At 46.0% G+C, this 21,030-nt stretch carries 14 protein-coding genes and 2 pseudogenes; 13 read left to right on the top strand and 3 right to left on the bottom strand.

Translation table 11 applies throughout. From position 1 onward, the window contains the following. Positions 1-236 precede the first annotated feature (236 nt). The 7 genes and pseudogenes from ACQUQR_RS10085 to ACQUQR_RS10115 all read left to right on the top strand — a co-directional run bounded on the left by ACQUQR_RS10085 (position 237) and on the right by ACQUQR_RS10115 (position 9,276). Positions 237-1,237, top strand: a protein-coding gene (locus ACQUQR_RS10085) for an IS630 family transposase (protein WP_435196349.1) whose coding sequence is annotated in 2 segments (ribosomal slippage) — positions 237-729 and positions 729-1,237 — 1,002 coding nt in all. Because the reading frame shifts where the segments join, the coding sequence is not laid out codon by codon here. Between the two features lie 237 nt (positions 1,238-1,474). After that, positions 1,475-3,265 (top strand): ABC transporter ATP-binding protein, encoded by a 1,791-nt coding sequence (locus tag ACQUQR_RS10090; protein ID WP_435196351.1) that lies wholly within the window; start codon positions 1,475-1,477, stop codon positions 3,263-3,265. A gap of 15 nt (positions 3,266-3,280) precedes the next feature. Beyond that, positions 3,281-5,146: a hypothetical protein gene (locus tag ACQUQR_RS10095; protein ID WP_435196352.1), complete on the top strand. Its 1,866-nt coding sequence runs from the start codon at positions 3,281-3,283 to the stop codon at positions 5,144-5,146. A 41-nt stretch (positions 5,147-5,187) separates the two neighbouring features. Continuing rightward, positions 5,188-5,526: pseudogene (locus ACQUQR_RS10100) on the top strand (IS5/IS1182 family transposase); the annotation flags it as partial. Between the two features lie 291 nt (positions 5,527-5,817). Continuing rightward, positions 5,818-6,078: a hypothetical protein gene (locus ACQUQR_RS10105; protein WP_435196353.1), complete on the top strand. Its 261-nt coding sequence runs from the start codon at positions 5,818-5,820 to the stop codon at positions 6,076-6,078. A 64-nt stretch (positions 6,079-6,142) separates the two neighbouring features. After that, entirely contained in the window at positions 6,143-7,345 is a 1,203-nt protein-coding gene (locus ACQUQR_RS10110) for a glycosyltransferase family 4 protein (protein ID WP_435196354.1), read from the top strand. A gap of 350 nt (positions 7,346-7,695) precedes the next feature. Further along, complete coding sequence (locus ACQUQR_RS10115) at positions 7,696-9,276, top strand: hypothetical protein (protein WP_435196355.1); 1,581 nt, start codon at positions 7,696-7,698, stop codon at positions 9,274-9,276. A gap of 160 nt (positions 9,277-9,436) precedes the next feature. Here the strand turns inward: ACQUQR_RS10115 and ACQUQR_RS10120 are convergent. The 3 genes and pseudogenes from ACQUQR_RS10120 to ACQUQR_RS10130 all read right to left on the bottom strand — a co-directional run bounded on the left by ACQUQR_RS10120 (position 9,437) and on the right by ACQUQR_RS10130 (position 13,466). Then, positions 9,437-10,262, bottom strand: a pseudogene (locus ACQUQR_RS10120) (IS5 family transposase). A 582-nt stretch (positions 10,263-10,844) separates the two neighbouring features. Continuing rightward, positions 10,845-11,942 carry a glycosyltransferase family 4 protein gene (locus ACQUQR_RS10125; RefSeq protein ID WP_435196356.1) on the bottom strand — a complete coding sequence of 366 codons (1,098 nt, stop codon included), beginning with the start codon at positions 11,940-11,942 and terminating at the stop codon, positions 10,845-10,847. 27 nt (positions 11,943-11,969) lie between these two features. Next, positions 11,970-13,466, bottom strand: coding sequence for a sulfatase (locus tag ACQUQR_RS10130; protein ID WP_435196357.1), 1,497 nt, complete (start codon positions 13,464-13,466; stop codon positions 11,970-11,972). Between the two features lie 99 nt (positions 13,467-13,565). Between ACQUQR_RS10130 and ACQUQR_RS10135 the strand changes: the two genes are divergently transcribed. The 6 genes from ACQUQR_RS10135 (at position 13,566) to ACQUQR_RS10160 (ending at position 20,952) form a co-directional block, all read left to right on the top strand. After that, entirely contained in the window at positions 13,566-14,741 is a 1,176-nt protein-coding gene (locus ACQUQR_RS10135; RefSeq protein ID WP_435196358.1) for a sulfatase-like hydrolase/transferase, read from the top strand. Positions 14,742-14,770: 29 nt separating this feature from the next. After that, positions 14,771-16,198 carry a sulfatase gene (locus ACQUQR_RS10140; protein WP_435196359.1) on the top strand — a complete coding sequence of 476 codons (1,428 nt, stop codon included), beginning with the start codon at positions 14,771-14,773 and terminating at the stop codon, positions 16,196-16,198. Then, on the top strand, positions 16,188-17,450 hold the full coding sequence (locus tag ACQUQR_RS10145; protein WP_435196360.1) for a glycosyltransferase family 4 protein: 1,263 nt from the start codon (positions 16,188-16,190) through the stop codon (positions 17,448-17,450). Before ACQUQR_RS10140 ends, ACQUQR_RS10145 begins: the two co-directional genes overlap by 11 nt. Continuing rightward, positions 17,447-18,790 carry a sulfatase-like hydrolase/transferase gene (locus tag ACQUQR_RS10150; protein ID WP_435196361.1) on the top strand — a complete coding sequence of 448 codons (1,344 nt, stop codon included), beginning with the start codon at positions 17,447-17,449 and terminating at the stop codon, positions 18,788-18,790. The genes ACQUQR_RS10145 and ACQUQR_RS10150 overlap by 4 nt, the downstream gene beginning before the upstream one ends. Positions 18,791-18,976: 186 nt before the next feature. Next, positions 18,977-19,999: a GDP-mannose 4,6-dehydratase gene (locus tag ACQUQR_RS10155; RefSeq protein ID WP_435196362.1), complete on the top strand. Its 1,023-nt coding sequence runs from the start codon at positions 18,977-18,979 to the stop codon at positions 19,997-19,999. Then, the gene (locus ACQUQR_RS10160) at positions 19,996-20,952 is read left to right on the top strand and encodes a GDP-L-fucose synthase family protein (RefSeq protein ID WP_435196363.1); all 957 of its coding nucleotides are present in this window, start codon (positions 19,996-19,998) and stop codon (positions 20,950-20,952) included. Before ACQUQR_RS10155 ends, ACQUQR_RS10160 begins: the two co-directional genes overlap by 4 nt. Positions 20,953-21,030 lie beyond the last annotated feature (78 nt).

Below are 21,030 nucleotides of genomic sequence, written 5' to 3' on the forward strand. Positions count from 1 at the left end.
TGCGCCCGCGTGTCCTGACCGTGGGGCGCCACTACAGGCGACGCGCCCTGAAACGGTGTGTCTCGACTGGCGAGCTTGTGGTCGCTTCCGAACGGGGTGTCTGAACGGATGGCGACGGCAGACATCGACTCTGTGTCGTTCGACGAGACCAACAGTCGACGCGACGAAATGCATGAGAGAATCGACGCCTATAGTAATCGTTAGAACTTTTTGCTCAGAGACTGTTGTAAGAGATAGTGGAACATCTCGACGAGATCTCCGTCGAGGAATTGCAAGACGCTCTCGACAACGTAGACGGAAAGAAGCCGACACAACGGCTCTTAGCAGCCATCGCGTACAAGAACGGTGTAACTCAGACCGAGCTAGCCGAGTGGTACGATGTTCAGCGACGGACTATCTACAGCTGGCTCAAGCGACTCGACACCGACGAGTCGCTTGAGCAAGCCGTTTCTGACGATAAACGAACTGGAAGAAAACGTAAACTCTCAGAATCACAGCAAGAAAAATTCGAAGAAACCGTTCACAAACCACCTGAAGAGGTCGGGATCGACGCGCCGGCGTGGACGCCGGCGCTTGCCCAAGAGTATCTCGAAGAAACGTACGGCGTTGAGTATTCAATCCCGAGTTGTCGGCGGTTGCTGAAAGAAGCGGGATTGAGCTACCAGAAACCACGCCGAAAAGCCGCCGAAGCCGACGAAGACGAGCAAGAAGCGTTCCACGACGAGCTCAAAAAAAGCGGCGGGAAATGGACGCCACCGTAGTCTGTATCGACCAAACCAAGAAATCCGTGCAAGTTGAGCCGCGTGCCGCGTGGAAACCACGCGGCACGCGGCCCTCGGTCGAACTGTCTGGCCAACGTGATTGGACGTGTCTGTTGGGCGCGATCACCGAGGACGGTGATCGCTTCTTCTCTCGATTTACCGAGTACGTCACGGCCGAACACGCGAAACATTTCATTTTAGCATTATGCAAAGAATTCGAAGATGATCTGATCGTCGTGCTGGACGGAGCGCCGTATTTTCAGGCGTCGGCCGTCACGGACCTAGCGGCCCGTGACGACCTCACCTTCGTGACGTTACCCTCGTATTCACCGGAGTTGAATCCGGTCGAAGAATGCTGGAGACAGCTGCAAAAGGCACTTAGCAACCGATTCTTTGACTCTCTCGACGAGCTAACAACAGCGATTGACACCGCTCTCGACAAACTCTCTGTTCCTAAAGTGAGCAATTACTTCTAGTGTCTACTATAGCGAGCGATTCTAAAGTTCGGATTACGGGCCTCTGCCCAAACACAGTAGAATGGGTAAGGTGGGAGCGGTGAAATATAGTACAACCTATTTATAGAACTAACAGTCGATTGCAAGCCGCCTTGTCAATTAGGAGATACAAACTCCTGAGGAGTAAAAGATACAGTTCAAGAATTGGTGGAACGCCAAGTATAAACGACAAACTCTCTCATACAAATATAGCTCAAAATGGATGGTGACGAGATCTCTCTAAAACAGAAGTACCACGCACTTCAAAATGTCGCCAGTTACCGGCCGGCATATACGTTATTCATTATTGTTTTTAGTTTCTTTGCTACTCTGTTGGAAGCAGTCGGACTGACCTTCTTATTGCCAGTTATTGAAGCAGCCCAAGCAAGTAAGGGTCAGATTCAACAGGCAGAGGGCATCTCTGGGTTGTTCTTTCAGATATATTCTACATTGGGTGTCCCATTTACATTAGAAAATTTGATTATTGGGTTGGTGGTGGTGATGATAATACGATATTCTTCTACTTTTGTTGCCAAGTGGTTAGCCATTAGTCTGAGCAAGGGGTATGAACAAGATTTTAAAATTCAGGCGTTTGATTTAGCGCTTGATGCTAAGATAGCATATTACGACGAGAAAGGATCTGACGAGATCCTCAATGCAATTATCACACAGACACGCTACGCTGGTCGGGTAATACGTTGGGTTGTGGAACTGTTTCAGCAAATATTGCTGAGTGTGATGTATGCCGCAGTTGCATTAATTGTAGCACCTATTTTGATGCTATTAGCCGCGGTATTTCTCGGAGGTATTACAGTTATAGTTCGGTATGTGATTGAACCAGGCTATACGGTTGGTGACCGGGTCGCCATTGCGAATGAAAAGATCCAGCAACACACACAAGCTGGGACTCAAGGGATTCGCGATGTGAAGCTGTATGGTGTTTCGCAGGACATATTCAACAAATTCCAAAAATCTGTTATTTCATATACTAACTCAAGCATTGATCTAGAACGTAATCAAGCTGGGATTCAAAGTCTCTATCAACTATTAACAGCTATTATGCTATTTGGCTTACTGTATCTCGCAATAAGTGTTCTCTCGTTATCGATAGGGGCCTTAGGTGTATTTTTATTTGCTATGTTTCGGCTAGCACCTCGTGTAAGCAATCTGAACACAAAATTATACCAAATTGAAGGTGACCTACCACATTTAGTACGAACACAACAGTTTGTGGATCGGATTGGTAAACATCAAGAGGAACGGACCAGCTCATCCTCTGTACCAAACTTAATAAATAGAATAATATACCAAGATGTCTCGTTTTCATATTCGGAGGAAGAAAGAGTAATTAGTGATATGTCATTTGAAGTTGAGCGAGGTGAATTTGTTGCTTTTGTTGGTCCGTCTGGTGCTGGTAAATCAACTATTGTATCTCTATTAGCACGAATGTATAGTCCAGATACAGGTGTGATAACTGCAAATAGCATTCCAATTAGTGAATTTGATGTTCGTGATTGGCGCGATAAATTATCGATGGTGAGACAAAGTCCGTATATATTTAATGAATCTCTAAGATTTAATATTACTTTGGGAAAAGAGGTATACCAAACAAGATTGGAAAAAGTTATGAGGATTTCTCAAGTAGATGAATTTCTATATGAACTTCCAAATGGGCTTGATACTGTCTTAGGCGATAATGGAGTCAAACTTTCTGGAGGACAGAGGCAAAGGGTTGCATTGGCAAGAGCTTTGGTCTCTGATTCAGAAATATTGATTCTTGATGAAGCTACTAGTGACTTAGACTCAAATTTAGAAAAACAGATTCACGAAGCTATCGAACAACTTGATGACGAAAGAACGATCTTCGTGATTGCCCATCGATTGTCAACTGTGCATAATGCTGACCGTATCTATACTGTAGAATCTGGTGAAATAACTGAGATGGGAACCCATAAAGAGCTGATTAAGGATGGTGGGAAGTATGCTGAGTTATATGGTATACAGTCATAATTCAACTAAAGTAAAATGACTCGGACAATTTTGTTATCCAATGAGGGGCAGATAGATAAGCTTGATGACTGGATAACAGACAATTCGGTAATACTCGAATTAAATCGAGTGATGGGGTGCCCGCATAAAACAATTCATTATTCGAAAGTTATTGATAATTATAATTCCTGGAGAGAATGCACATATTTAGCAGCAAATGCTTTCCAGCATTGGCATCGCTCAAATATTACTCCAAATCCGCTAAGAAATATCATCTATACGAACTCATCTAACTTCTTGAGTTCGCATGATGAGTTATTAACAAAGGTAATATATATGTACGGGATTATTGATTCCATAATTGATGAAATATGCCCTTCCGAAATTATAACTCTTTCACCCATAGGTGACTGGGAGCGTGTTGCGGAGGTGGCGTGTATGGAGAATGACGTGGGCTTCTCTAATACGTTGGACAATTCGGAAAGGTTATTAAAAAATCTTGGAAACAACTGCTTCAATACCGGGGACATGTCGGGTTCGGAGTTTAACATTTCCGCACCGTTTCAAATAATACCTCTGATATATGTGCTGAAGATTTTCTCTGACCTCATTCAAAGCGGGGACTGGCAATCAACTAACTTTAGGAATGTAGATGTTGCAATGTATATTGAAAATGATAAATGGGTGCGGACGATGGAACCTGTATTCGAAATTCTTTCAAGTGACTTTTCGATGGATCTATTTCTATTAACTGGCGGGTCGAATTATTTGACTGATAAACTTCCGAAAGATAATCAAAGAAGCTTAAACGAGTATTCCTGTGGATCTACGGTGTTGAGCGTGGCTGCTAGGTATTACACCATACTTTGGCAGTACCTGAGTATATTCTCTACTGGGGATTTCACAGAGGGAATGTCAAATATGTTTGGAGAGGGGGTTAAAGATCTTCTGTCGCGGAGGATAAAAGAAACAGTGTACTTTTCATATAGTGAGCTGAATATTGAAGAGCAATTCCGGGAAGTTATTTCAAAACACTCACCCAAGTGTGTTGTCATGCCACATTATGCAACAAGTCAAGCAAAGTCAATCAATTCCATTTGTGGTGATTATGACATTCCGACGATAAATTACGTAGGAGGTGCAGCTTGGGGAAATCCTACAAGCCAATATAGTAGTTGCAATGCAGACAAAATACTAGTGCCAGGTAAAGTACTTCGGCAGAGATTCATTGACTATGGGATGTCTCCAGACAAAGTAGTAGAAACGGGCAGCCCCAGATTCAAAACTTTACAAAATAAATTGGCGCGTGACGACGAGATAAAAAGGAAATATAAAAAGGAACTAGGAATCGACCAAACTACTTACGTTGTAACTTACCTCACTCAGTCTTTCAATACCTATTATGGTGCTAAAGATCGAATCAATGAAGCAACAGCGATTATTAACTCAATGACTGGAATTGATGACTGTCACTTATTAATAAAAGTGCACCCTAGCGAGTCTAACATTGGGGTTTATAATGATATTGCAAGTGACTGTGGGTTATCGGATTATTCGATCTTGAGGTCAGACTTACATGAGTCTTTGATAGCAGCTGATACTGCTATTGTAAAGGAATCCTCTACTGGCTTCGAAGCGTTATTATCCAATTGCAATTTAATTGTTACAGACATTAGTGGGGGAAAGATTGAGTACACACCATATAACCACCAATCTCCAGCACTATTGGTAAATAATGAATATGAGCTTAAGAAAACTCTTAGAAAACTAAGATCATGCAACAGTATATCAGGGTGTGATCCGGATATAATACAATTTATTTCCAAGTACTATGGAGATATCGATAGTAATCCATCAAAAGCTATTGCACAAATAATTGTGGATGAAGTCGATACCACCTGAGGTGGTCTGTGAATGAATTAAATTCACCTATACGATTGAAACGGAAGAATACAACGTACCTAACCCTGCTTGATGAACTCATCAAGATGCCTCAGACTCGGAGCGCTATCGGCTCTGAGGAGCTCCCATCGCCTTCAGCGTTGTGTGAAGGATTCAACGACTCGACCTGACTGTTTAGCGTGTCCTGCTCACTCTCTTGGTCACACCGCTGCTGACCAACAGTGTCGTCGGATATCGATACATTCGGGTTCGACCGGAGTCACGCCTCGAAGCACTATACAAAGCGGACAAAGCTGACGGTTCAGCAGTTGAAAGTCACACTTCTAGTAGACACGAACTCGAACGCAATCATTGATCTACACGTAACGACGACCAGAAAGTTCGCACAGTAGTCCGTGAATTGGTGTACGACTGCTCATCACCCCGCGAGTTTTCATTGCTACAGAATGAATGTACGCTCGGCTGGATGCCGATCTCAGAGTACACTCGTTTCGGTAGTCCATATGTCCTCCCTAAGCCTACAGTGCTTAGGCATTAGCGGCTCGAAGATGAAGTCGAAGGTGAAGTCCCTGCTTGTAGATCTCTGGAATTTGTAGTCAATTCATAGTACCTACTTCCCTCCTTATTCAAAAGAAAACGCTATTGTAGGATGGATTCACCCCTACGAACAGATGCCTATAGACTGGAGCAATCCATCGGTTCTCCGAACGGCGGGCGCAGGATTCATAGAATCGATCCTCCTAGAAGAACTCGTTAACCGCGGTGCTGACGTTCATGTTGCAAATCATTTGATTGGAGAAAAGATTGATATAACCAACCAACTTGAAGCGGATATTGAGCCTATCCATTCGGCCCTCACGATTGCAGGATGTGCCGATACTCTCAATAGTAACCAAGATGAAAATGCGGGCGGGGACTGCCCGGTTTGCTGATGTACCATACTACAACTCACGAAATTACCACTGTCTTTATCGATAAAACTCCCATTAGATAATAATGAATGTTCTATATTTCACCTCTAGAGAAATTTTGCCCCTGGACTCTGGAGATGCAGTTAGGGCAAATAATATTTGCAAAAATTTAAAAGAGATGGGGAATAATATATTTCTTGTATACTTTGGAGGAGAACCTGATAACCCTTCGGAATTATTTAATATATGTAATGATTATAAGGCAATTAAATTCCCAAGTTATCTTGACACGATACCCGGGCGAATTTATAAAACAGCTTTAGCATTTTTTCCTGCTCAACATCTCCCAACACCAGAAGTAATAAGACAAGTGGAATCGGAAATTGTCGAATTTGGTCAGAAGAATAATGTTGACGTTCTTCAAATCAATTCACCAAGAGCTCCGGGGTGGGTTACGATTGAACTCGACACCTTCACGAAAGTAATTGATTTTGGGGATTCGTTTTCACTTCAATTTAAGCGCGATATGAATAGTTCCCAATCAATAGTTGAGTATTTAAATAATTTCATTAAATATGTGTGGATGAAAAACCTGGAGGAAAAGATGATTTCCGCCTTCGATGGTAGTGTTGTGGTCTCAAATCAAGATGCCAATGCATTACGTAACGTAGCTTCTGGAGGTGATATTTCTGTAATTAAAAATGGAGTGGACACCGTTAAGTTCATGCCAGATAACAAACTGAGGGGGAGTGATAGTGAGTATGATATTGTATTCCATGGGAATTTAGACTTCCCACCAAATAAAAAGGCTGTTGAGTATATTTTACAGGATGTCTATCCACAGATCGTAAACAAGCGCCCTAACACCAAATTCCTCATTGTGGGGCCAAATCCTCCAATGGAACTTCAAACAGAACAAGTCAACAATGTTGAATTCACTGGATATGTGGATGACATAGTAAAGACCATATCAAATGCAAAAATTGCATTATTACCTATGGTTAGTGGAAGTGGGATAAAAAATAAGATATTAGAAGCGATGGCTTTAGAAATCCCGGTAGTATCGAATCCTTTGGGCGTTGAGGCACTCTCGGATAATGCCGTAAATCAAATTAGTGTCGGGAATGATGCAAATGATCTTGCAAATCGTTCTCTATCTCTACTAGATGATAGATGTAAACGACATAAAATTGGCGAGCAAAGTAGACAAGTGATGATTGATGAATATTCTTGGAGCGAAGTATCTGAAGAGTTTGAGAGCTACTATAATGAGCTACATTGTGAATAACGGAATCTTATACCACGATTCATATAGGTTCAGAAATGTTTGATGGTATGCCTAGATCTAAAGATTTTTTGAACGCAAAGTTACTTCTATCATTTCAGACAATATCTGTTTCCATTGTATTTGCTACTATTGCAATTATGCCTCCAATAGAGGGGTATGAACTGTCAATTTATGGTGTATTTCCTGCGTACTTTTGGATGTTAATAGTGCTAACTTTCGCAATTCCCGTTATTACAACTGTTCTATCTTCATACACGACAAAATATGTCGAACATTCTAAAATTTTATGGGTGTCAGCTATAATTTCTCTGTTGGTAATTATTTATCTCCCTCTACTGAGACAATATCCAGTGATAGACTTTTACGATACATTAACTCATATCGGGTATATCAAGGAGATACTAAATCATACCTCCAATCAAACGATGGAGAATATAAAATATCCTTTACTTCATATTCTGGCATCCGAATTGATTTTAATATCATCATACAATATCCAAAGCATAGTTTACATAATTCCGGGAGTGTATACTATTACCTATATTTTAGGAATGAGGGCCTTGGCGGGAGTAATATTTCCAAACAAAAATGTGGAGGATATTTCAATAATTGCTGGAATCGTATCCCTGCCGTTGGGTATTCAACTGTTTGCACCTTGGTCGGCTGCAATATCCATAATCCCACTTGTTTTATTCATATACTATCTATCGTCGTCCACAAAGCGGCATTGGGCGATATTGGCATTATTGCTACTTGCGTCTGTTTTTATTCACATCATCTTATCCATATTGGTGTCAATAATAATTTTGGCCTTTTTAGCTGGCCATATTTTAATTTGGCGCACCGGGAATATATTTGATATTAACAGTTGTAGAAAAATAAATACATTTAATATGTATGAATTGATTCGAAATGACGTAGTTGTTGTGGCAACAGTATTACTATTTGCATTTCCATGGCTCTTTCACAGTTATGATCTCCAAATACGAGCAAACCTTACAGTTTTTCTATCAAGTTTCCTTGGTTCAGGTGGCTTTTCTTCTACTCCGCAAACTGGTGGAACCACCAGCTTCCTTCAAAAGAATTTATCACTCTTAAGAAAGGCAGATCTCTCCGTATTTGGATTCATCCAAGTATTTTGGTTTCACAGGGGACGATTTCTAATATTATATATGGTTCCAATAATATCGGCATTATATCTCTTTGCAGACTTCTCACTTTCTAAATTAAATTCCTTACGAGATCTCATAGATATATTTAATTTATACTTGATTTTTGCAACATTGTCTGTGGCATCACTTATTTCATCTGGACCTCCCTTCTCTGTTATTGGACTTGGAAGATTTACTCCAATAGTATATGTGTGTTCTGGAGTGTCCATAATTTACATGTATATAAATTCCTTATCGAATGATAAATCTGGGTGGAAACGCGAGGTGACCGGTCTAATGAAAATTATCTTTGTGCTGGCATTGATCTCCACACTCATTTTTACAATGCACCCCTCGCCAATCCGAGAAAAATCAAATCCTGGGGGAACAGAAATGCGGGTCGAAGGTACCACCTGGTATTTCGAGGTCGGCCAGCAAAATAATCGATTTGAAATATATACGAATACATCGCCCATATCTCGATATGAAGATTACTATTATGGGAAATATCATAATGTGGGTGTGCCTGTTTTGAAAAATGGCTTAATCCCAGATAAATTTGGGTATCAAAATCACACTACGTTAAGCTCTGCACTTAATAATAATGGAAATAAGACCTACGTTCTATTTACTGAGCGAGATCGTGTCCATCATAAAGTGTACGGAGACAATGAAACCGGTCGATCATATCCAAAATCATCTCGAGTTCAATTGCGTACGGATCCAACAGTAAATAAATTATACACAAATGGAGAAGTTGAATGGTGGATAATATACTAATCTGGTACCAGACTACAGAGTAGGTTTTGTTATAAACAATTTCACATTTTCATATAAGCGACTGTGTAGTTACCCTCTCTAGCTGTCGTTCGCCTGTCAAGAGGTGGTTGCAATCGTTGGAAATTAATGGCTCTGGTGAATCGCCATACTGCGGTTGATTTCACGGTGTGACAGCTCGCTTGATGTTGTGAACGACACATTTCAAGACGATCTCTCGAAACTCACGAAACCACGCTCGCGAACGCACGGCGCCGCCGAGCGTGCGCTTTATCGTGGAGAAGACGGTCTCACACATCGATCGCTGGCAGTAGCGAGGCCCATCGACCCGCGCGTTGTGCGCGTGGTCGATGGGCCGGAAGATGCGATGCTTGATCAGCGGCCTCACGCCCTCTTCCCTAAGTTCTCACGTAATTCCATCCAGTCGTAGCCCTTATCGGCGGCGAGGCTGGCGAGGTCGCTCGCGTTGCGGCGGGCGACCTGCCAGCCGAGCTGCGTGTCGTGCGGTTTCCCGGTCGAGCAATGAACGTCCAGAACCGCTTGTGTTTCTGTGTCAACCAGAGCGGTCGTTTTCAGCGTCTGAACGCGGTAGTTCGTCCGGCGACAGTAGTGCTTGCTCGCGGTTTCCCGGTCGAAGAACGTCGCGTCGATCGCGGCGTGCCCGCTCGGGTCGTGCTGCTCCGACGAGAGTCGGAGCAGCACTCGCCACAGCGCCGTCTTGAGCCTGTCGAACGCCTTCACTAGCGTCGAGTGATCGGGGAGATCGGCCTCGTCGAGGCCGATCTCGGCCAGTATTTGTGGCATCTCGCTCAGCAGATCGAGGGTTTCCCGGTACGATTCTCCAAGTAAACCCGCAGACAGTGCAGCGACACGACCGCGTAGTCGGCGAAGCCGCCACCCCCTTCGGGGGCGGCGACTTCGCCTCGATCACCAACAGCATTTTTAGCTAACGTGACCGCTTTCAGCGTGAAGCAGGAGATCTTCGACATGAATCATCGCCGATTTCCCGCTTCAACTCCCTAGTTCTGACGGTCGATTCCTACGCAGTCCAGCGATTCACCAGAGCCGTCTATTTGGACCAGTTTGAGATACTAGTAGGCCGTTGAGTATCGTAGGCCGTTGAGTAACTTGGTTACAACGCTTGCAGATCAAACCAACAGCTCTTAGATACCATCTCTCTCTCTTGGAACAGTCGGCTATCCGACTATAATCTCTCGGCTTGGATCAAGCGGGCAGGTTGACTACACCGATCAATACCTCCTCGAAGAGCTGATTGGCACTCTCAAACGGGGAGTTGGCTGCTTCCATAATTCGTGGGGGGTCAGCAGTAGAGTGTTCGCAAATACCTTGCGCTACTCACGCAATACTACAACCACCACAAACTGTATCAATCGCTCGAAGGACGAATGCAGGGGGTTATACGAGGCGCCTGAAATACATCTCTTGAGCAATTCACAGCTACTTAACGGCTATTTTGACAATGAATATGCTGAATAATATATCCCATATGAAATAATGGTGGCAAATTATAACGCGGTCTCTATATCAAATTATGCACTGTATTGGAATTGTTATTTGGAGGTCATTGATTCAGTTATTGATTCAAATGCACTAGTTACAGCAGATTTTGAATAGTTTTCAACCACATGGTCGCGAGCATTACGCCCAATATCTGATAGATCGTCACGGTTATTAATATATTTGACACATTCGGCAATACTTTCTGGGTTTGTATTTGAAAGAAGGAATCCTGTCTCGCCATCTCTGATCAAATCACTAATGCTACCGACTGGGGTTGCGGCTACAACTACTCCACAACCCAATGCTTCTACTAAGCCCGTAGGTAATCCTTCAGCCTTTGAGGGTGCAACTAACACCTTCATTTTATTGTACTCCTCTGCTATAGTATCATGGTTAACCCACCCAGTGAGTGTAATTCGGTCGTAATCTGAGACCAACCTTTCTACAAGAGCAAACTCCGGACCTTCGCCGACAAGTCGAACTTGGTAGTCGGGGTTTGTGTTTACGAGAATTATGGCTGCTTTTGCGACTTCAACAACACCTTTTACTTCACTGAACCGGCCAACGAATCCCATGTTAATTGGTCTCTTATTATTTGGGCAACTAATATCGAACTTGTCGAAGTCCCTATAATTGGAAAACGCGACAAACACATTTTGATTGGGAACCGATGGGATCTCAGTCTCCGTGAATACAACTACCCCATGTGCAGCTCGAAATGTCCCAAACTGGGCGAATGTTACCAGTTTCGAAACAAGAGACGGTTCACCAGTTCTTTCATTGTGAAATGCTCCAATCTTGATGACACAAGTTCGGATACCTAATAGGCGTGCAATGGTAACAGGAAGTATCAGGCCCATTGCTCCCTTATGAAGATAGAGTAAGTCAAGCTGGCGACGATGTTGGAAGATTTTTATACATATATACAATTGTAATAGCCCATAATCGATAAATGAAATGCCAAGGAAGCTACCGTCACCTATATCAACATTTTGTTGATGTGGGAGTGGAGATTCTCGGATTACGATGCCACCCCCAAAGAGGAAAATCCTCTCTGCTGTTGGTTCTAGGATTGATAAAAATCGAGTTACTGGTCTAGCGAATGACTTATCATTCGAGGGTGTTGTAATCACCCCGATATTACTCACACATATCCCCCCCTCTTACAGGCGACCTCATAGATACCCAAGATCCCCGAGCCTCTCTTGCACGGTTTCTCCCGGCGATGCCATTGGCTGGTTCAGTTCTGAACTGTTCGCCTTGATCCACTCCTCAATGACCTGTTCTAATTCCTTAGCCCGTTCCGGCCGTTCATTCATTATATTCTCTGATTCCTCCGAATCTGTTGAGAGATCATACAGTGCACGGTGGCCATCAGTTCCAGTGACGAATTTGAGATTATCAACATAAATAGCACGTAGTTGACGGTCATACTTTGAGACATCAAACGCCGGGTTTTCGGACTTCTCGCGAAGCCGTTTGATTGGGGGCATTGGATTGAGATACTCCGAAAATATCCTACGTTGAGATTCGTTCCTATTTTGCAGGGGGACCCCATGTTGTTGGCTCTTAAAAGTTTTATTACATTTACGTTGATTAGCCATTAACCGTTCAATCGTTGCTGGCACATCAAGTGATGAAACCCGGTCATTAACTACCTCGCCACCGTCAAAAACTCCTGGATAATTCACAATAAGTGGTACATGTGTGAGAGTCTCGTGGACGCTATAGTGGTGAGCCATTAGTCCATGATCCCCGATATTTTCCCCATGATCACCAAGCACAATCACGATTGTATTCTCTAATTGACTCGATTCCTCTAATAGAGTTAGGATTCTTTTTATTTGTCGGTCGACGTGATAAATCTCCGCATCGTAAAGACGCTCAAGAATATCAAACTCAGTAGCATTCATCTCTACATTTCGGATATTATACGCCGTTGCGTCTTGGTTAATCGATTCAAGACGATCGTCACTGACATCATCAGGGATGAATCGTCGACGACAGTCAGTTGGCGGCTTGAATGGGAGGTGGGGTTCTAAAAAGTTAATAAATAAAAAATATGGGTCTGGTTGACCAATAGTCTCGCTAGCATGCTCAACTGCTTTTCTAGCGCCGTCATCGTCCTCATCGACAAAATGACGATGTGTTGCAGTAATACTATTTCGTGCTAGTTCAGTTAGAGATTGATTAGAAAGAAGGGCATAAGCGCGTTCTGGAATCGATCTTCTTGAGTCTGTAAGTGACATCACGAATTCTCGATAAGAACTCGTTGCAAACGGTCCAAAGAGATGGTGGAACTTGTCGAATCCTCGAACTATTCCAAACTGCGATGAGAACCAGGGGTTTGCAGACATTCCAATTGTATCATATCCATAGCCACGAAGCATCTCTGCCATTGTCGTTAGTGAGTCTGGTAATTGACTTTCGAGTGAGTTAGTTTGGTGAATGGAGGGGGGAACACCTGTAAAGAGGCTTGAGTGGCTGGGTAATGTCCACGGGGAAATTGATGTCGCTCGCGAGAATCTGACACCATCTGCGGCAAGAGCGTCAATGGCTGGCGTGGTTTTTCGATCGTTTCCGTAACAAGAGAGATTTCTAGCTCTCGCAGTATCGAGAACCAGCATCACGATGTTAGGCGGCCCCCCTCTTCGTTCACCTGAATGCCCCATTTGTCGGGGATACAAGAACTGAAGCCATGTAGCTTTCGCCTCGATGATTCATCCGACTGAACCACAATTTTGATTGGATGGGTCGACCATCTATGATTAATGGAACAGGGGTCAATAGAGAATATTGTATTATTTGTAGGGGATGCTGTTCGCTTCGATGCGTCTGTCGACCAACTTTCGAAATTGGGTGAAACATATAAATCCATTGCAGGGTCTCTACACACGCCTGCCTCCTTCGGAAGTCTCCTAACAGGATTGAACGTACCTGCACACGGGATTACCGGTTTCCAAAATGTGCTTCCAGATGTGATCCCATCACTTCTGGATATTGAAAGCGTTACAACAGCGTTCTCAGATAAAACTGGCACGATGCACGAGGACATGCATCGGATCTTTCGGTCAGACGCTCGAGCATCGCTCAATGATATTGAACCACCATTCGTCTGGATCGTGCGCGATCCCGGTGGACACGCTCCATTTAATGGGTACGACAGTGAGACATACGACCAGATTAACGAAACTGGCGGTGAATATTTTCGGCGAGTAATTGGGAGTCAGGAAACAATTCAGCAAGATTATCAAAGAGGGGTAGAGAGTTCGATTTCTCGGTTCGAAGACGCCATTGAAACCATTCAACGGCGAGGGCTTTCAGACGAGACATTACTCATCTACACCAGTGACCATGGAGAGCTCCTTGGTGAGTATGGGCTCCTGGGACACAATCATGTCGCTTGCCCTGAACTTGTGTATGTGCCAACGGCCTTCGTGCACCCGAGTCTTGAACCGGGACGTATGGAACGAACACTCAGAAATGTCGACATCGCCCCGACAGTACTCGATTGCTTGGGCCGAGAAGTCGATATCGAGCTTGATGGTGACTCCCTATTTGAGGAAAGCAATGGAATTGGATACAATCATTTTGAGATGACGTTTTACAATAATGCGGCCTTGAGTGGATTCTCAAACGAGATGAGGAGCTGCTGGGATGCTAATGGTGGCCACGTCTTTGTGGAGAATTCTCTTATTGACTCGCTTGCTATCTACATGGGATTGCTTCTTGCAAGCCACAATGGTAAGAGCATTCGCCAGAGTAGAACTTTCGCTACACCGCTACGGAAACTTCTCTCGGGGCACGAACAATACGGGACCCCTGAATTTTCGGAGCAAGAGGCGAGATTGCTTGTAGAACAGGCGAATGAACGAACTGTCGAAGCAGTCACAGCAAGCCTTGATACAGAAACGAAGGAGCGACTCGCTGACCTCGGTTATTTGTAACACCCCGAATACAATCCTATCATCAATCAATGAACGTCCTCATTTACGTCCTTGACGCGCTCCGGGCCGATCATCTCTCGTGTTACGGCTATGACCGAGAGACGACGCCGGCCATCGACGCCCTCGCTACCGACGGTGTGCGATACGATCAGTGTTTCTCGCCAGCGACTTGGACCAAACCCGTTGGCGCTTCACTACTAACGGGTGCGTACCCACCAACACACGGAACACGTACGCGAGAAGATTTGTTCGACGCTGAAATCACACGCCTCCCAGAGATTCTCTCTGATGAGAATTTCACGACTGTAGGATTCTCAACGATGGGTAATGTCTCGGCGACCCTCGGTTATGACCGAGGATTTAGCGAGTTCGCAGACCTCTACAAAGATCCTGACATCATCGCAAAGCGTCGGACAAAAAGTACTGACACCGAAGAACTTGAGCAGGAGTCCGCGTCAGAAATCGCACTCCCTCGAGCAGAAGATTTGACAGACCGGATTCTCAGATGGTTGTCGCCCGATATGGAACCATTCTTTGCGTTTTCCTGGTCAATAGAACCGCACATACCGTACGATCCTCCGGAAGACTTCAGAGATTTCCTTGACTCCGAGTACCAGGGCTCAGTTGATGGTAGACGAAAATCACTCCCAAACGTTGAGTCTGATGCTGATATAAACCAGCTCATCGGCTTATATGATGGCGAAATCCAGTATAATGATCATGAGTTTGGGAGAATTATTTCTCGGCTTAAAGAACTCGACTTATACGATGATACACTCGTTGTAGTATTAGGAGATCACGGCGACGCATTCAACGAGCATGGACAACTCACGCATGGCCACCTCCCATATGATGAATTGATACACGTTCCATTAATAATCAAACCACCAGCAGAACATGACTCCCCCTCCGTTATCGATGAGATTGTTTCTCTTGTCGATATTCTACCGACGGTAGCGACGGCAGTCGGCCAGACTGAGTTTCCTGAGACTGTCCAAGGACGACCGCTCCCGCCGTACGGTCCGGAAGGTAGTTCGGCTCCGGTCTACTCCGAAACGCGATCGCGAGATATCTACCCCGCATTCTACTCGGTCCGAACAGAGAAGTGGAAGTATATGGAGGTCGAATCACCGGATAGATCGCCTTCAACCCTCATCGAAACGGCGAAACAGCTGTACAAGCGTGGGCTCATTGGAGATATTCTTCGCAACCCGATGTACTTCCTGCGCCGGTACTACCAGGGCCAAGACAAGTACCTCTTTGATGTAGAATCGGATCCCAAGGAACGCCAAAATCTCATTCAGGAGTATCCGGAGAAGAGCCGTGAGTTCGAAGAGAAACTTTCTGCATGGCTCGCTGAGTCGGAGCGAATTCATAGTTCATTGAATGAGGTCTTGGGGATGGAGATCGACGACCAGACGAATGAACAATTAAAACAACTTGGGTATGTCGACTGAGAGCCCTCGTAGCAACGCGCCCTCAATATTAAATGTGGTAGTTGCAACTCCAAAGGCCAGAGGCGGAGCAATACGAGCGGGTCTACAATTTGGAGAGCACCTTAATAGATATCTTCCAACACGCACGGTAAAGATGCGTGGCAAGCACGACGAACTACTTGTTGAGGAACTTTCGCTCAGTGATGGAATAACACCAATTCCAAGTAACACTGGACTCCGTGATATCTGCGAACTGGCCATCAATTCGGACGAAAATATTTGCAATACGTTTGTCTGGACACGGCTCAATCAACCAGATCCTTTGAAGTCATACGATTTTGTTCACATCCATAATGCAGTTCCCCTTTGGGGGATGGTGAGCGTGGCGCTGTCCTGTAAGGCTGCAGGCGTCCCGTACTGTGTAACTATGCATGGAATTAGCAAGATACCAGAACTTCCCGAGAGCACGAACATGTCGAAGCCAGTCAAGTTCATGTTTGAGAACGGCTTCCTCCGGCCATATTGGTGGGTCCTCAGAAATGCAACTCATCTCTTCGCCCTATCAGAAGGAGACGCCCAGACGGTACGGAACCGATTTCCTGATCAGTCAGTAAGCGTCCTCCCGAACGGAGTGTCTCCGAATCCACCGTCCGCTAATGCGCAAAAAACTGTGGCTCAGGAAATCGATATAGCAGCCTCGACCCCCTTGTTACTCTTCGTCGGGAAGCTAATTCCAGGAAAAGGAATTGAAGACTTATTGACCGCATTTGAGCAACTCGACCACCAAGCACGCCTGCTGATTGTCGGGCCTTGCGAAAATCCGAGCTACGTAGAACGAATCGATAATAATCCGGCTGCGGACTATCTCGGGTATGTTGATCAGTCACGTCTCGATTCCTTGTACCAATGTGCGGATGTATTCGTGTTTCCGACTCGATCCGACGTATTCCCTCTGGTGACGCTTGAGGCGATGGCAGCACAAACTCCCGTTATCACAACGGAAGTCGGGGGGCTCCCTGAGCAAATTACAGAGGAAACGGGGATCCTTCTTTCACCACAAACTCCTACCGAACTCACTAATGCTCTCGATGAACTTTTAAATGATGAACAACGTCGAATTGAAATGGGAAAGAACGCAATCGAGCGTGTTCGGAGACAGTATTCGTGGGAAAGCATAGCAGAACGTGCTGCTAGCGTCTATGAACGGCTGTATCCCGAACTCAATGTTACCCGTTCGAATACAACGGATAGAGAAACTGAATCCAATCGATGACGAAGAACGTCCTGCTGCTGACTATCGACTCGCTTCGCACCGACTATCTCTCACTGTTCGGGCATCAATCAAACAGTGATGAGATCCTGAATGAGTTAGGTAAAAATCATGCCTCCTTCATAAACGCCTACGCAACCGGTCCAGGAACAACCCCATCTTTCCCTGCACTTCTTACAGGAACCCTTCCACTATCATACGGGGGGATGGGTCCCCTATCCGATGACCGACCCCGCGTCAGCGAATTCATCAGCGAAGCCGGGCTGAAAACGGCAGGCTTTCAGTGCAACCCATTCCTCTCTACTCACTTCAACTACGATCGCGGCTTCGACCGATTTGAGGACTACCAGAACCCCTTGATGGGAATCGCCACCAAGGTATTTCCCCGGGGAATCGAGATTAACAACCCGAAACTTAGCCGGGTTGATGAAGTCCTCCATATCACGGATGCGATTAAGAAATCGTACCAGCTAATCAGGGGGAAGCCTCGACCATATGTTAGCGCCGAGGTGATTACCGATGATACATTGGGTTGGCTTGACGAAACTCCTGAGCCATTCTTTTGCTGGACCCATTACATGGACGTTCACCATCCGTGCTTCCCACCGAAATCGTACCGGCAACAGTACGACGTTGATCATGTTACGCAGTCAGAAGTCTCGACGCTGTACTCACGGATGCTGGACGAGTCTGAAACACTAACAGAAGACGCGCTTGCGGACCTGAGACAGCTCTACGACGCTGCGATCGACTACGTCGATGACCAAGTCGGACGGATTATTGACCAGTTAAAATCTTCTGGCAGATTCGGGGACACCCTCGTAATCGTAACGTCTGACCACGGAGAACTCTTCGGCGAACACGGCCAGTTCGGGAAGCCGGAACGGATGTATGACGAATTACTCCACGTCCCGCTTATTGTAGCAAACGGCCCAGACTGGGTAGAGGATGCGACCAATAACCTCGTAAGCTTACTCGATATCCCCCCACTGATTCACGAAGTCCTCAACACTGAGGTGCCAGATGTCTACGAAGGACAGATACCAGGCATTGCTGAAGCTCGAGAATCCATTATTGCGGAACACGAAGTTCATGGGGACGTAATCGTTGGTGCTCGTTCCGAAGAGTGGCTCTACGAAGCCGACGAGATTCGAGATGAACACCGCTTGTTTGATCTACGGGATGGTGACTTTCAGCAAGTGCCGATATCGGAGTATCCCGATGTCCCTGTCAATACTGTCGTAGCTGAGCGACTAAAGAGCTTAGATGTTAACACTAGGCGGCTTGAAGACGAGGTCGAAGGAGATGTTCAATCCCGGCTTGAAGACCTAGGCTATTTGTAAGCAATTCTGAGCATACAGATCTTTCAACTGATCGAAGTTAGATTATCATTCGTCAATGTATATCGTTATTTAGTATCTGTGGCGCGGTATTGTAGTTAGACCGAACCGAATCGTTCAAGTCTTGAATTCACAACAAGACAATAACGGATGAATCTCAGATCACGATTCGTTGACCGACCTGTATTCGTGACCGGGGCAGATGGGTTCATTGGATCTCATTTAATTGAGACATTAGTTGAATTCGGCGCGGATGTCCACGTGTTCGTCCGCGCTACGTCAAGTGGCGAACTCAGAAACATCCAGCATCTCCAAGATGAGATCGCGGTCCACAGGGGAGACCTTCGCGACAAACACTCTGTGACGGAGGCTCTGAAATCAATGAAAGATTATTCCGATATCATTCTATTTCACCTTGCCGCGCAGGCGCACGTCGGAGAATCATGGGACCGACCGTACGAGACTATCGACACCAATATTAATGGCACGCTAAATCTTCTCCAAGCTTGTGTAGACCTCGACCTCGACCTCTACAAGTTCGATACCGCGGGAACTAGTGAGGAATACGGTAATGTCGATCAACAGATGGAGGACTTACACGAGTATGAGGAAGACGGGCGAGTCATCCTTAGTGAACGGTCGCCGGTTAACCCCACTTCTGTGTACGCCACATCCAAACTCGCTGCGGACTTCCTCACGATGAACTATCACGACGCCTACGGGTTGCCAGGGGTCACCACGCGGATGTTCAACAACTACGGTCCTCGACAGAATCCGCGATACATTACAGGCACCATCATCACGCAAGCACTTGAGCGCGAGATTGTTGAACTCGGGAACCTCACCCCGAAACGTGACATGTGCTACGTCGAGGACGGCATCCGCGGTCACATGCACGTCGCACTCGAAGGCCGGCCCGGTGAGGAGTATGTCTACGGCTACGGCGAGAACATCTCGATGCGCGAGTGGGCCAACCTTTTGCTGGAGGTCGGCTCCGAAGAAGACTACTGGGACAATCCCGAAATCGTACAGCGTGACGATCGCTATCGCCCCGGCGACAGCGACGTTGAAGAACTGCTCGTCGGGTATGAGAAACTCCACGAGGAAACCGGCTGGGAACCCGAAGTCGAGTGGCGTGAAGGAGCCCGTCGAACTATCGAGTGGTACGCCGGCAACACGGAGACATGGATGGGCCGCGTCGACTGGCGATGACTACACACGACTACTGGAACGGTAAGACGGTGATGGTCACAGGGGGCGCAGGCTTCCTCGGCAGCCACGTTATCGACGAACTCGAAGCTCGAAGCGATGATGTGGACATCTTCGTCCCACGCAGTAGCGAGTACGATCTCCGAAACCGCGATGCAATCCAGCGAGCGTTCGAGAATTCTGACGCGGACGTGGTCATCCACCTCGCGGCGACAGTCGGCGGCATCGGCGCGAACGCGAAGAATCCTGGTCGGTACTTCTACGACAACGCCATCATGGGTATCGAACTCATGGAGCAGGCGCGGCAGTACGACATCGAGAAATTCACTGTTCTCGGGACGATTTGTGCGTACCCGAAACAAACGCCGATTCCGTTCGAGGAAGAGAACCTCTTCGAGGGGTATCCCGAAGAGACGAACGCACCGTACGGCATCGCGAAGCGTGCCCTGTTGACGCAATCGAAGGCTTACCGCGACCAGTATGATTTCGACAGTATATATCTCCTCCCTGTGAATCTCTACGGCCCGCGTGACGACTTCGACCTTGAGACCTCCCACGTCATCCCCGCTATCATCCGCAAGTGCATCGAAGCGCGCGAGGCAGGAGACGAGTCGATTACTGCGTGGGGCACCGGCGAGCCCACCCGTGAGTTCCTTTATGTAACTGATGCAGCAAGGGGTATCCTTGATGCGACGGAACTATATAACGAGAGCGAGCCAGTAAATCTGGGGACTGGTGAGGAGATCAGCATCAAGGACCTCATTGAGTTGATTGCAGACTTGACAAACTTCGAGGGCGACATAAACTGGGATACGTCAAAGCCAGACGGCCAACCGCGGCGGTGTCTTGATGTCTCCCGTGCGAAGGACCGCTTCGAGTGGGAAGCTGAAGTCTCATTTGAGGATGGGCTACGGCAGACCATTGAGTGGTATGAGAAGAACCGTCCGCTCGTGTAGAGTTTAGACAGGTAGTTTCATCCAAGCTTTTCTACTTCATGTCTAATTCCAATACCGAGTATGCCCTCGTCACCGAGT

The organism is Natronomonas sp. EA1 (assembly GCF_051195035.1).
In the GTDB taxonomy this organism is placed as follows: domain Archaea; phylum Halobacteriota; class Halobacteria; order Halobacteriales; family Haloarculaceae; genus JBNTJV01.